Below are 16,615 nucleotides of genomic sequence, written 5' to 3' on the forward strand. Positions count from 1 at the left end.
GTAGTCATGTTCACCAAAAAATTCAATACACTGATTGAAGTAATTCAAGACCGGAGTAACTCAGCAGATGAAGGAATTCTCTTTATTGATAGTGATAAATCAGAGAGTTTTTTACCATATCGACAATTATACATTGAATCATGCAGATATCTCGCTTATTTGCAAAAAGAAGGCCTTCAACCAGGCCAAGAAGTCATTTTTCAAATTCAAAATAATAAATTATTCGTTATTGCTTTCTGGGCATGTTTATTAGGGGGAATGATCCCCGTTCCAATAAGCATTGGAGAAGATGATGAACATAAATTAAAACTGTTTAAAATTTGGGATATCATGAGCCGTCCTCATTTGATAACTACTGAGAAAGCCTTAAACAGTGTTAAAAAATTTGTGCAAAAGCATTCTTCTTTAAATATTGATGAGATGTTGGAACGTACGAGTTCTATCAACGATACATCTTATCCCGATGGCTTATATACTCTTAACACTCCTTCTCAAGACGATATAGCCTTTATACAATTTTCATCAGGATCAACTGGGGTCCCGAAAGGGGTAACATTAACACATAAAAACTTAATTTATAATATCAGTGGGGTTGTCAATCACACCCAAATTAATGAGAAAGATTCTTTTCTTTCATGGATGCCTCTAACACATGATATGGGTCTGATTGGCTTTCATTTAGTTCCTCTGGTAGTAGGAATTAATCAATACATTATCCCTACAGAAGTATTTATCCGAAAGCCAATCCTCTGGCTAAAAAAAGTGGATGAACATCGAGCAACCATGATTTCATCTCCAAATTTCGGTTACGGATATTTTCTTAAATTCTATAACCCAGAAAAAGACTATAAATGGGATCTATCATGTGTGAGGATTATATATAATGGTGCTGAACCTATCTCAACTGAAGTATGCGGTCAATTTTTAAAGACATTATCCGTATATGGCTTAAAAAGAGAAAGCATGTTTACAGTGTATGGGATGGCTGAAGCTTCCGTAGCGGTTTCTTTTCCGGAATTGTCAAAACCGATAAAAACGATATATGTAGACAGAAACCATTTAAATACAGGCGATTTTGTAAAAGAAGTGGAAGTAACAGATGCTCGTGCAGTTTCTTTTGTTGAAGTAGGCAAAGCCATTGATTATTGCGAATATAGAGTTTGTGGCAATGACAACGAGGAAATAGCTGAGAAGATGATTGGTAATATTCAAATTACAGGGTTAAATGTGACTAGTGGCTATTATAATCATCCAGAAGCTTATAACGATATTATAACCAGAGATGGTTGGCTAAACACAGGAGATTTAGGTTTTATAAATGAAGGTAATCTTGTGGTAACTGGCAGATCGAAAGACATTATATTCATTAATGGAAAAAATATATACCCTCAGGATATTGAGCGAGTTGCTGTTGAGCTAGAAGGTATAGAGCTTGGTAGGATAGCTGCTGTTGGTGTTTATAATAAAACAGAATGTTCGGAAGAAATAATTGTATTTGTTGTTTTCAAAAGAAAGACCGATGAATTCTTATCCTTGTCAAAAACGTTAAAGAGGCATCTATTTCAAAAAGGTGGATGGAATGTCGAGGTAGTTCCAATTCGAAAATTGCCTAAAACAACGAGTGGAAAAATTCAAAGATATCAATTATCAGAACGATATTCAGCAGGTGAGTTTCTAGCAGATATTCAAAAATTGAATGAGCTACAGGTAAGTGATGAAATACTAAAATCAAATTCTTCTCTTCATCATATTAAAGAGAAATTATCAAAGCTTTTAATTGAGGTTTCAGGAAGAAAATCCGTCAATATGGAAGAAAGTTTTTTTGATTTAGGTGTAAATTCCCTAAAACTCGTTCAAATCTTAGAGATTATCGAAAATGAGTTTAAAACGAGTTTGGAGATTTCGGAACTTTTCTCATACCCCTCAATAACGAAACTTGCTCAACATATCTATGAGAGTAAGCAAGAGGATTCGATAGAAGGACACAGCAATGCAGAGGCAAAAGATAAAAAGGATATTGCAATAATAGGTATGGCTTTGAATGTACCGGGTGCAACAGATTTAGATGTATTTTGGGAAATGATTCAAAAAGGAGAACACCAATTAACTGACTTTCCGAGCAATCGAATTGAGGATGCTAGGTACTGTGCCAATTTGATTGATCTTAATCTAGAAGAGACTCCATTAAAAAGAGGAGGGTATCTACATTCAATTGATAAGTTTGATTATGGATTTTTCGGAATTACTCCAAACACAGCTCGATTGATGGATCCAAGTCAGAGGTTATTTCTCCAGACTGTGTGGCATACTCTTGAAAATGCTGGGTATGCAGGTAACAAGATTAAAGCAGGGAAAACTGGTATTTATGTTGGATATTCTAAAGTAGGATTTGATTATGAACGGCTAATTACTTTGAATGACTATAATGAACTCTCAGCGGGAATTGTAGGAAACTTACCATCCGTTTTAGCTAGTAGAATAGCATATTTTCTGGATTTAAAAGGACCAGCAGTTACTATCGATACCGCTTGTTCTTCTTCACTAGTAGCGGTGCATCTGGCTAGCCAAGCAATTATGAATGGCGATTGTGAAATGGCAATTGCAGGTGGAGTTCGAATTAGTTTATTACCTGTTGCGACTGGATTAGATATTGAATCCGCTGATGGATTAACTAAAACTTTTGATGCTCAGTCTGATGGTACCGGAATAAGTGAAGGGGTTGGGGCAGTTCTTTTAAAGCCTTATGACCAAGCGGTTAAGGAGGGAGATCATATTTATGCGGTATTAAAAGGAAGTGCAGTCAACCAGGATGGTAAAACGATTGGAATTACGGCGCCTAATCCGTTATCTCAAACCGAAGTTATTGTAAGTGCATGGAATCAGGCTGGGATAGACCCTGAAAAAATTGATTTTATTGAAGCACACGGTACAGGCACCAAATTAGGTGATCCCGTAGAATTTAAAGCATTATGCAATGCGTTTAACCAATTTACGGATCAAAAACAATTTTGTGCTTTAGGATCTGTTAAGAGCAATATCGGTCATTTATTTGAGGCGGCTGGTATAGTGAGTTTCATTAAATCAGTATTAATGTTGAAAAACAAGAAGGTGCCTCCCCTTGTACATTTTGAAAGCCCTAATCCGCATTTAAAATTAGAGTCTTCTCCGTTTTATATAAGTAAAAATTTAGCGGAATTTGATGTAGAGCAGTCCCCCTTAGTAGGTGGAGTCAGTTCCTTTGGATTCAGCGGTACTAATGCTCATGTAATTTTGCAAGAATACGTATCCCATCCTTTGGAATTGAATGAAAGAAAAGAAGAAAAGAATCCTCACTATTTGTTAGCGTTATCTGCAAATAATGAGGATTCTTTATCTACGCTCATTAAACGTTATTTGAATTATATGGAGCGAGATCACTCATGGAATCTACTAGATATTTGTTACACAACGAATACTGGCAGACCGCATTTGCAGTTTCGTGCAGCAATTACCGCCACCAACAAAGAAGATATGCTTACCAAGTTAAGATTACTTTCTGAGGACATGAAAAATATTGAAGGGATTTATCTGGGAAATGTAAACACTCATACGGATTATTCAAAACTCAAAGAACAAGTCTGGGGCGTCCTTTCAAATGAAGAGCTTGCACAACATCGATCAGAAAAAATAGCGGAGTTATATATTTTAGGAGCCGATATCAGCTGGGAAGGTTTTTTTAAAGGGGAATTTTGTGAAAAAGTTCCTGTTCCATTATATCCATTTGAAGAAAAGCGTAGTTGGTTAGAACCTAAGCTTAACAAAAATTATGGGAATCTTTATAGGAGGAGTAATCAGTTGGGAGATAACATCACCACAATTAAAACCTTTATTTATACTATTATCTCTAAAGTATCAGGCATATCAATTCAGGATTTAGACGAAAACACTCATTTCATCTCTATGGGTTTAGATTCTATTTCACTAGCTCAAGTAAGAAATGAGATTTCAGAAAAGTTTAGTCTAGATATACCAATAGGTAATTTTTTTGATTCCATCACTAATATAAAATATCTAATTGAGTTTATTTCAAATCATAGCCATGCTCAGTTTGAAGTTGAGTCCACTTCACCACAATTAACTTCAAAATCTTCTCAATCTCACATGGAACCGACAATTAAAGAGAAGAAGAAAATGGAGGGTTCACCTGATCTATTGGAACGAATTATTTCTTCACAAAATGAACTACTAAAATCTCAGAATGAAATTATAAGCTCTACATTACATGCACAATTAAAAGTCATTAGCCAATATACAAGTATAGATACCTATGGTATTGAACAATTGAAACAAGAAGTAGCGGCTACAACAGCTTCAGAGTCTAAGGTGAAATCACAAGTGACTGCTCAGCAGGAGACTAAACCTTTTGTACCGTATCAATCGCAAGATTTCCAAACAAAAATAGATCTAACCCCAAAACAAGAACGTTACCTTGAAGACTTTGTGAATAAATATGTAAGGAAAACGAAAAAATCGAAAGAGTATACTGCTCAAAATAGACTTATCCATGCGAATAACAGAAACTTAGCTGCTTTCAGAATGGTTTGGAAAGAAATGGTCTATCCAATCATAGGACATTCTTCGCAAGGATCTAAAATATGGGATGTAGACGGAAATGAATACATCGACATCACAATGGGTTTTGGCGTGAATTTGTTTGGACATAACCCTGACTTTATTACGAACTTAATGGTTAAAGAAAACCTGAATACCCTACCTGCTCTCGGGCCTATGTCAAATATTGCTGGAGATGTGGCTGAAGGAATTGCAGCACTAACTGGTGTAGAACGAGTTGCATTTTACAATTCTGGAACAGAAGCTGTTATGGTCGCTCTCCGTTTAGCTAGAGCGGTAACGGGTCGACGAAAAGTTGTGATATTCTCAGGCTCGTACCATGGTACCTTTGATGGTGTTCTGGGTATAACTAATCTTTCAGATGATACGTTTACTGCTAGACCAATGGCTCCTGGGATTAATCAGAACTTTATGGAAGACCTGATCGTTCTAAACTATAACCAAGAAGAGTCTTTAAAAACAATCAAAAATCTTGGTCATGAAATATCTGCTGTGTTGGTAGAACCTGTTCAAAGTCGACGTCCTGATGTGGCACCTGCAGAATTCTTGCGGAAACTAAGAGAAATTACTGAGACCACAGGTACTGCACTTATTTTTGATGAAGTGATTACGGGGTTTAGAATTGGTCTTGGCGGAGCTCAAGAGTCATTTGGAATTACTGCTGATCTTGTTACTTATGGAAAAGTAATTGGTGGCGGTATGCCCATTGGGGTTGTAGCTGGAAAGTCCAAGTTTATGAATGCGATAGATGGAGGTACATGGAATTTCGGAGATCTGTCTTTGCCGGTCGATGAAGCAAAACGAACCTTTGTTGCAGGCACATTTAATACTCATCCTTTGACAATGCGTGTGACAATGGCTGTTTTGGAAAAGTTTAAGTTTGAGGGTGAAGGACTAATCACAAAACTTAATAATCATACAAATAATTTGGTGAACCAGTTAAATCAGATTTTCACCAAGGAAAAAGTAGCAATACATGTCGTGAATTATGGGTCCTTATTTAGATTTGTTTGCTCTATTGATAGTGATCTGTTTTTCTACCACCTAATGTATAAAGGGATTTATGTATGGGAAGGACGAAATTGTTTTCTCTCCACGGCGCATACTAACGAAGATATGACTAAAATCATCGATGCTGTCCAAGAAACAATAAGTGATCTTCGTAGAGGAGGCTTTTTACCAGAATCACCTAAAATCCCTCCTAATGGGGGAAACAAGGCGAATTACGAAGGGGCCCTAGAAACAGGTGATCTGTCTCAAGAACTTACATTAACAAATGAGCAGAAGCATATTTTATTGGCGTCACTTTCAGACAAGGAAGCTTCTACTGCTCTTAGTGAGTCTATCCTGTTAAAAATGAAAGGGAAATTAGATGTACACTTACTAAATCAAGCTTTTAATCAGGTTGTTCAACGTCACAGTCTTCTGCGAGCAAAGGTTGATATTGAAAAAGAAAAATTAATTATCCAGGAAGAAATATCTGTAAATATAGGTCAGACTAACTTCACACAAATTGCAGCAAGTAAGGAAGAGAAGGTATCTGAGTGGTTAGAGAATGATGCATTGAAAACCTTTAATCTTGAAGGGGATGACCGTCTTTTCAGAATAAATGTGCTACAGTTAGAAATTGACGAGTTTTGGTTTATATTAACCATCCATCATATTATTGCGGATGGCTGGTCTATTGAAGTAATTCTTCAGGAAATGGCTAATTTATATACGGCATTAGTGCATAAAAATCATCTTTTGTTGCCTGAATCAGCCTCTTATGCTGAATATATTGATTGGCAACAATCAATATGTGAGAAAGATGCGTTTAAAGAGGCAACCGCTTTCTGGAACATGGAGCTGGGTAGTGCTATTCCTTCTCTAGTCTTACCGACTCAACCGTTAGAACGGTCAAAATCAGGATATCGTGGCGCGAAACATACCTTGAAAATAGATTCCGCACTAACCCAAGCTTTAAGAACGTTTAGTGCAGAAGTAAGTAATACTCTGTTTGTAACTTTACTAGGTGCATTCAGTCAATTTATGCAGTCTATCACAAATCAAAATCATATAACTATTGGCATACCAACGGCTGGACAACTTCAATTGAAAAATCATTATTTAGTAGGTCCATGTGTAAATGTAATTCCGTTGTCTTTTATGAGCAATAGGAATGATCAATTATCTTCTTATATGGAACATATCAAAACACGGTTAGACAATGTGTTGAAACATCAATATGTACCGATGGCAGCAATTGCTGAAGAGCTCACAACACCTTTTTATCCTGAGATAAATGTAGTATTTAATATGGACAGACCAATAAAGAGTGTTAAATTGGACGATATCTCTACTCAAATAGGGGAGTATCCGACTAAATATGTTGCATATGATTTGTTTCTCAATGTTATAGATTACCGGGATGAATTGTATATTGATTTTCAATACAATACGGAGTTTATTACAGATGAGATAATAAAGATGTGGGTAAATGGATTTTCCGAGCTTTTGAATGAGATGATAAAAAGAGGAGCTTCTGGTAGTAGTGCTATTGATATGTTCACCATTGAACAACATGATAAATTAGACAAACTGTACGAAGAAATGCAATCGCTTCATGTTGGAAAAAGTACTGAAAAAGAAAAAAGTTACTTTGGCAAGCCAGAGAATGTACTGGAAGAAAAAGTGCTAGAAATATGGCAATCAACCGTAGATAGAAATGTAATTAGTCGAAATGATAATTTTTTTGCCATTGGAGGTAACTCCCTTAAAGCAACCATCATGTTGGCAAAGTTAAATAAGGAGTTTGGAAAAAACGCAACAATTGGAGTTTTATTTAAAAACCAAACGATAAAAGAGTTGGCTGAATGGATATCAAATAATGAGGCGGAAATGGGATTGCCAATACCCATCTTAAGCTTAAAGAATGATTATGAAACTTCACCTGGACAGCAAAGAGTTTATTTTTTGCATCAGATGGATCCAACAAGTTTGTCACAAAATATGGTCCAGAGATTCATCCTATCTGGGAAACTAGATGAAAATCATTTTGTTGACTGTCTGGAAAAAGTCATTCGTAGACATGAGGCCTTTTTTACTTCTTTCTATGTAGTAGAAGGTGAAATAAAACAAAAAGTTGATATGAATCTACCATTTAAGGTAATACGAACAGAAATGAGTATTGGTGATTTTGAGGAACATAAAAATCAATTTGTTAAATCATTTGATTTATCCCAAGCGCCTCTTATTGAAGTAGAGCTCGTAAAAATAGAGGAAAGTCATCATGAATTACTCATTAATGTCCATCATATTATTACAGACGGATATTCTCTGGGTATTGTACTCGAAGAGATCAAGCAAGTTTATGAAGGGGCTATACTTCCTGAAGTGGAGATTCATCATAAAGATATCGTAGCATGGCAAAACTCTAAATTCTCTGAACTTGAAACTCATGAAAAATATTGGATAGATGTTTTTCAAGGAGAACTACCAGTTTTGCATTTACCATCTAACTCATCAAATGTGATTTTAAATGACGACAGAAAAGGAAATCGAATGTCTTTTGCCATAGATGAATCATTTTTAGTTCAACTTGAATCATTAGCTCAAGAAACGAACACTACGTTATATATGGTTTTATTATCGGCATACAATATATTACTTTATAAGTACTCAGGGCAAGAAGATATCATTGTAGGAACATCACTTTCAGGTCGAAATCATGAAAGTAGTGAAAGAACAGTAGGCTTATTTATGCAAACATTGGCTCTACGCAGTCAACCAAGTGGAGACAAGACGATAAATGCATATTTAGAGGAGATCAAAACGCATACAATTAATGCTTTCGAACATCAGGATTATCCATTTGACTTAATTGTAGAAAAACTCTCTATCGAAAGAAATGGTACTGGGAAAGTCCTTTTTAATACCATGTTTATATTACAAAATATCGCGTTAGAAGAAGTAAGTTTTGGGGAGCTCATACTGAAGCCAATTGAAATCCATTCAGGAGACCCTTTATATGATCTCTCTTTAATCGTGGACGAATATGATAATTCTTTGATAGCAAATATTGATTTTAATAGTAGTCTATATTCGATTAGTACAATCGAGGGTTTGTTTAGTAACTACTTAAATATTCTGAAGGGCATGGTGTATAACCATAAGATTTATATTAAAGATTTGGATATGCTTACCAGAGAGGAGAAGCAAGCACTTTATGCATTTAATCCTGTACGTACGGATTATCCAAGAGAAAAAACAATTCATGGATTATTTAAAGAACAAGTAGATCGAACACCAAAAGGTATAGCTCTCATTTACAAAGATAAGAAGGTAACTTATCAAGAACTGGACAGAAAAGCAAACAAAGTTGCAGCCTTTTTGCAGGAAAAAGGAATTTCTCGTGGAGATATTGTTCCGCTGATGATGGAGCCCTCGATAGAGATGATTGCTGGTGTACTAGGTGTATTAAAAACGGGGGCAGGATACTTACCTATCGATCATGAATATCCGATGCAACGCGTCAAATTTATGCTTCAAGACAGTGCGAGTACGTTACTCCTAACAGGAAGTAATCATTTAAAGAATAAAGAAGAACTTGGAGTTGAAGTAGTAGAATGGTCCGACATTGAATTAACAAACTATGATTTTTCAGCTACCGAATCATATGGGGGATCACATGATATAGCGTATGTAGTATATACCTCGGGTTCTACCGGAAAACCTAAAGGGGTTATGATTGAACATACGTCCTTAATTAATATGTCTACGTGGTATCAATCGTTTTATGAGATTGAGGACAAGGATTGTATCAGTAAATATGCAGGATTCGGATTTGATGCATCAGCATGGGAAATGTTCCCATGTTTAATTAGTGGTAGTACATTGTGTATTGTTCCACAAGAAATACGTTTAGATGTTGTGCAATTGAACGAATATTTCGAAAATAACAACGTGACTATTTCCTTTTTACCTACGCAAGTATGTGAACAATTTATGCGATTAAATAATACATCTCTACGTGTACTACAAACTGCTGGTGATAAATTGAAGCATGTACAGAAACATCCTAACGTAGCCTATGAATTATTTAATAATTACGGTCCGACAGAGAATACAGTTGTAGCAACAGCATTTAAAGTGGATGGTGCTTATGTAAATATCCCAATTGGGAAACCGATAGCTAACACGAGTATTTTTATCAGGGATAAAGATGGAGCTTTAGCAGCTGTAGGGGTACCAGGGGAGCTTTGCATAGCGGGAGAAAATTTGGCAAGGGGTTACTTAAATCAGCCTGAATTAACAGCAGAAAAGTTTGTTACCAATCCATTTGGATCCGGAAAGATGTATTGTTCAGGAGACTTAGCAAGATGGCTTCCTGATGGAAACATTGAATTTTTAGGTCGGATCGATGATCAGGTGAAGATAAGAGGGGTCCGTGTGGAACCGACGGAGATTGAAAGAATCCTGATCTCGTATGAGGAAATCCAGACTTCAACAGTGCAGACAGTAGAACATAAAGACCAACTATTTTTATGTGCGTATATTGTCGCTAATCAAATGGTAGAATCACAGGTGCTCCGTGAAAGATTAGCCACTGTTCTTCCAATCCATATGGTACCTTCCTACTTTGTGTTTATGGATCAGCTACCCATAACACAAAACGGAAAGCTAGATAAAAAAGCATTGCCTACTCCAAAAATTACGGTTATTGATGATTATGTTATGGCTAGTAGCGAAACTGAGCTTAAATTGGAAAATATTTGGTTATCAGTATTAGGAATTGACAAGATCGGCATCAGATCAAATTTCTTTGAATTAGGGGGGGATTCTCTTAGTGCCATACATCTGGTTTCAGCAATAGAAGAATCACTGTCTGTTCGCGTTACTTTGCAAGATTTCTTTAATGCAGCGACCATTGAAAAGCTAGCAGTATTAATTGACGCTAGTGAGAAGCATAAGATTAAAAATATCATTACAACTACAAAAGATGATAAATATGACGTTTCCTTTTCCCAAAAGAGAATGGTGCTATTGAATGAACTTGAGGGCGGCGGAACGGCATATAACATGCCTGCATTACTAGAGTTAAGAAAGGGGACAGATGTTGAAAAGATTGAGGAGATTCTTAAACACTTAATTAAACGTCATGATATTTTAAGAACCTCATTTTTAATTGAGGATGGCAGGCCGGTTCAAGTTGTACATGATGATGTTCCTTTTACTATGGAAAAACACTTCTGCACTAAATCGACAGGAATGGAGGAGCTACTTTCTCAGTTCGTACATCCATTTGAACTAAATAGTGCTCCTTTGCTTAGAGTTAAATATGTTAAAGATGAACAAGGTAAAGAATTCCTGTTGACAGATATGCATCATATAATCTCTGATGGTTTATCTTTCAGGATATTAATGAGTGAATTAGCTGGATTATATAGAGACAAGAAATTACCTGAGTTGAAGCTACAGTACAAAGATTATACTTCATGGTTACATGAAAAAGTGCATTCAGGAGTGTGGGAGGATCAAGAAAATTACTGGGTAGAATCATTAAAAGGTGATCTTCCTGTACTCAATTTACCAACAGATTTTCAAAGACCAATTCAAAGAAGATATGAAGGAAACACACTGCGTTTAGAAATCAATCAGGATTTGTATAAAGGACTAGACTCATACGCTGCAAATAAAGGCATCACTGTGTATATGGTATTGTTCACAGCTTTGAACACATTGCTCTATAAATACACGGGACAGGAAGATATCATTATTGGAACACCAGTGGCTGGCCGTACAACTCGGGAGCTAGATGGTGTATTAGGTATGTTTGTTAATACACTTGCACTTAGAAATAATATCACGGGGAGTAAAACTTTTGCACAGTTGCTTGAGGAAATTAAAGTCACAGTCTTGAAGGGTCTAGACAATCAAGAATATCCTTTGGAAATGCTTCTTGAAAAAGTAAATGTTCAAAGAAATAACAGTCGCAATCCACTATTCGACGTTATGTTCAGTATGACTTCGGATGTTGATTCAGTAAATGAACCTTTCGAAAGTATAAATCATGTGTCGACAAATGAAAGTAAGTTCGATTTAACTTTTAATGTACTAGCTGAAGAAAAAAGAATGGTATTAGAAGTCGAATATGCGACTTATTTGTTCGAAGAGAAAACAATTCTTCAAATGTGCAAAAACTTTACTAGTATCTTAGAAAAAATAGTTATGGGATATGAGCATGTTTCTTTATGTGATTTAGAAATGCTTAGTCCAGAAGAGAAACAGAAATTATACTCATTAAATCCTACGCGAATTGAATATCCAAACGATAAAACAGTTCATGAGCTGTTTAGAGAACAAGCAGAGCGCACTCCAGATGATATTGCTTTAATCTTTATGGATCAAACCATGACTTATCATGAACTGAACACATTGGCCAATAAAGTAGCATCATTTTTAAGAGAGAGAGGGGTTACTCGAGGGGATATAATTCCGCTAATGTTTGAGCCTTCACTAGAAATGATTGCGAGTGTCTTTGGCGTTTTAAAGACTGGAGCAGCATACTTGCCTATCGATCATGAGTATCCAGTAGAGCGTGTGAAATTTATGCTTGAGGACAGTGGTAGTACCCTGTTTATCACGGGAGACAGATGCATAAGTAATAAAGAATCATTTGGAGTAGAAGTGATAGAATGGTCTGCAATTGATTTCTCTAAATACACTGCTTCAGATTTTGATTCCGTTGGAGAACCTAACGATCTTGCCTACATTATTTATACTTCTGGTTCTACAGGAAAGCCGAAGGGAGTTATGATCGAGCATACTTCCCTAATTAATATGTGTACATGGAACCAAACGTTTTATGAGATTGAACGAAATGATTGCGTCAGTAAGTATGCCGGATTTGGATTTGATGCATCAGTGTGGGAGATATTCCCTTGTTTAATCACTGGTAGCACATTGTGTATTGTTCCACAGGATATACGTTTAGATATTGTGCTATTAAATGAATATTTCGAAAAGAATAAAGTCACTATTTCTTTTTTACCGACACAGGTATGTGAACAATTCATGCAATTAGAAAATAAAACATTACGTATAATGCAAACTGCTGGGGACAAGTTGAAACACTCTCAAAAGCATCCTAACGCAAGGTATGTATTGATTAATGGTTATGGACCTACGGAATATACCGTTGGGGCAACATTATTCAAAATTGATGGAACTTATGCAAATATTCCTATCGGCAAACCTGTAACCAATACAAACATCTATATCCGAGATAAGGATGGAAATTTGGCTCCGCTTGGCGTACCTGGGGAGTTGTGTATTGCAGGAGATAGCCTGGCAAGAGGATATTTAAATCAGTATGAATTGACGAATGAAAAGTTTATTACCAATCCATTTGGACATGGGAGAATGTATTGTACTGGAGACCTAGCACGATGGCTTCCTGACGGAAACATTGAATTTTTAGGTCGGATCGACGATCAGGTCAAAATACGTGGTGTACGCGTAGAACCTGGAGAAATCGAGCGTGTTCTAATATCGTATGAAGAAATTCAAACAGCAATAGTTCAAGCAATTCAACATGATGATCGGTTATTTTTGTGTTCCTATATCGTTGCAAATACAGAACTGGAAACACAGATGCTTCGAGAAAGATTATCCAGCGTCCTTCCGATCCATATGATACCTTCTTATTTTGTGTTTATGGATCAATTACCATTAACACCCAATGGGAAGATTGATAAAAAGGCTCTACCTTTTCCAGATTTCACATCAAGTATTGAATATATAGCGCCTACAATATCAGTGGAATTCAGTTTGGTAAAAGTGTGGGAAGAAGTATTAGGGGTTGAATCGTTGGGTGTTAATCACAATTTCTTTGATATGGGCGGAGATTCAATTAAGGCATTACAAATAGTCTCCCGTCTACGAAATTATGGGTACCATACTGAAGTGAAGGATATTTTTTCCTACCCAACAGTTAAATCTATAAGTAAGCATGTGACATCCATTGTTCGTCATATCGATCAATCACAGGTCGAAGGCGAAGTGGAACTAGCGCCAATTCAACAGCAATTTTTTGAACGTGATTCTTCTACCTACCATCACTTTAATCAGTCAATAATGCTATATAAAGAAGAAGGATTTGACGAAAATAGTGTGAATTTCGCGTTGGAAAAACTAGTCGATCATCACGATGCGTTAAGAATGTCGTACCATTTAGACGAATTGGGGAATGTAAAACAATGGAATCGTAAAAATAGTCTTGAAATGGATTATTTCCAATTTGAGATCTTTAATCTAATCAATGATCCTTCTCAAGAAAAAAGAGTTGAGGAACATGCGAATATGTTACAACGTCGATTTAATATTTTTGGCGGACCTTTATTACAAGTAGGATTATTTAAGACTGAATCTGGAGATCACCTTTTAATTATTGCTCATCATTTGGTAGTAGATGGTTATTCTTGGCGGATAATAGTGGAAGATTTTTTGAGTGTTTATGAACAGTTTCTTAATAACCAAACGCCAACGTTACCTTTAAAAACAGATTCGTACCAAACTTGGGCTAAAGGGTTAATTCATTACGCACAAAGTAAACATCTCGAAGATGATTTGCTTTACTGGACCAAACTTGAAAAACTCCAAGTTAACAAACTTCCTATTAATCAACAATTAGGTACTGACTGCTACAGGGATAGTTATACTCTGGTTCAAAGATTAGATATTGAAACTACAAAGAGATTAACTAAACAGGCCCATTTAGCATATAACACTGATACTAAGGATCTCTTACTCACCGCTTTAGGATTATCTATAAAAGAATGGTTGGGTGTTGAGGAGTTTTTTGTTGATTTAGAAGGTCATGGAAGGGAAGATATTTCTGATCAGATTGATATCTCAAGGACTGTTGGTTGGTTCACTTCAGTGTATCCTTTTATGATTAAGAATCAAGGGAATAATGATTTAAGCTATTTCATTAAAGAAATTAAAGACGGTATTAGAAGGGTTCCTAAAAATGGTTTTGGATTTAACATCTTAAAATATATTAATAATTCACTAACTAGCTCAGCAATTAAATCAGATATCGTATTTAATTATTTAGGAGAATTCGATCAAAATCTATCGAGGTCTTTAACTTCTCAATATCCTATGGGAGATGAAATGGGACCTAATTTAGAGAGAAGCCATAGTATTGAAATCAATTGTATGATTTTAAACGGTGAAACTATTTTACGATTCACATATAACAAAAATCAGTTTGAAGAACAAGAATTCACCAATTTCTCTGAACTATTTATTAAACATCTTCTCCTCCTTATTGATTATTGTTGTAATTTGCAATCTAGAGAAAAGACAGCATCAGATTTTACGTATAAGAAATTATCTCAAAACCAGTTAAGTATGATTATGGATTCGCTCGGGAAAAAATAATCGTTAAACAAATGGAGAAAGGGTTGACATTCTAAATGACGGTATCAATTCAGAATATTTATAGACTTACTCCCTTACAAGAAGGAATACTGTTTCATCACCAATTTGATAGTGATTCTGATGCATATTTCGAGCAGCTATCTTTCACTCTAGCAAGAGAACTAAATCCTCAAATTCTAAACCAGAGTTTAAATACATTAATTGAAAGATATGATGTGCTTAGAACTGCATTTGTTACTAAAAATGTTGAACAGCCTTTACAAGTAGTTATGAGTGAGAGAACAACTCAAGTGCACGTGGAAGATATAACTTCATTAAAGGAGTCAGATCGTTCAGTTTATGTTAATGAATACATGATTAACAACAGACAAATAAAATTTGATCTGGAACAAGATGTTCTAATGAGATTAGCTCTATTTAAGATCAGCGATAAATCCTGGAGGTTTGTGTGGAGTTTCCACCATATTATCCTTGATGGATGGTGCTTAGGTATTTTACTAAAGGATTTATTTCAAATATATGATCTCATATGCCAAGGTGATGAGATTTTACTTAATGATGTCCAGCCGTACAGTTTATACTTTGAATGGTTAGACAATCAGGAGAAAGATACAGCAATGCAATATTGGAAGGAAGTTTTAAGTGGATATACTGAAGCTTCTTCTTTGCAATTTCAAAAAAAGTATAACAAGAACGAGATAGTGGAGCACAAAAGGTATAATTTGTATTTTGAACCCAATCTAACTAAGGGATTGGAGAATCTCTCCAATCAATATCAAGTAACATTAAGTTCTGTTATGCACACAATGTGGGGAATTCTTCTTCAAAAATATAATCAAACTGATGATGCAGTGTTTGGATCAGTTATATCTGGTCGCCCACCTGAGATATCAGGAATAGAATCGATGGTCGGTCTCTTTGTGAACACAGTCCCATTGAGAGTTAGGAGCTTAAGTGATACTACCTTTATAGATCTTACTCAAAATGTCCATCAGTTAATGGTTGATGCTAATAAGAATGGGTTTATTTCCTTAAGTGATATACAGAGCTCCACTACTGGAAATAATCAAATTATTGATCATGTTGTTGCTTTTGAGAATTATCCGATTGAAAGTCTGGGAGAACAGACTTCATTGCTCTCGGATATTGATTATTATGAACACACCAATTATGATTTTAGCCTGACAATATCACCGGGAGTTGAACTTGAGGCGGCTTTCACATATAGCACCTCGGTCTATGATTCGGAGACGATTGTTCAATTAGGTAAGCACTTACTGAAAATAGCCGAACAAGTCGTGAGTAATGCTAGTGTTAACATAAGAGATATTGACCTGAAAACTGAGACTGAAAAAAAATTAATCTTGGAAGATTTTAATGATACAGTTACAGCGTACCCTACCGAAAAAACAATCTCTGAGTTATTTCAGGAGCAAGTTAGAAAAACACCAGATCATATTGCTTTGCAAGTAGAGGGTGCGAAGCTGACATATCGTGAATTAAATGAACAAGCAAATCAGATTGCTGTCAAACTGCAAAGTATGGGCACCGATTCGGATGAGATTGTCGCAGTGAT

The 16,615-nt window shown here is 35.8% G+C and carries 2 protein-coding genes; both read left to right on the forward strand.

The annotated features are described in order from the left end of the window. Positions 1 to 6: 6 nt before the first annotated feature. Positions 7 to 15,039 (forward strand): non-ribosomal peptide synthetase, encoded by a 15,033-nt coding sequence (locus tag BLS14_RS28515; protein WP_090955142.1) that lies wholly within the window; start codon positions 7 to 9, stop codon positions 15,037 to 15,039. A gap of 35 nt (positions 15,040 to 15,074) precedes the next feature. Further along, positions 15,075 to 16,615: condensation domain-containing protein (locus tag BLS14_RS28520; RefSeq protein WP_143021597.1), on the forward strand; the 1,541-nt coding region annotated here is incomplete at its 3' end.

Source organism: Paenibacillus sp. OK060, from assembly GCF_900101205.1.
Lineage (GTDB): Bacteria > Bacillota > Bacilli > Paenibacillales > Paenibacillaceae > Paenibacillus > Paenibacillus marchantiae.

Bases quoted from the DNA above. Each gene is read 5' to 3' on its own strand.
- BLS14_RS28515 (WP_090955142.1), top strand. From the start codon at position 7: ATGTTCACCAAAAAATTCAATACACTGATTGAAGTAATTCAAGACCGG.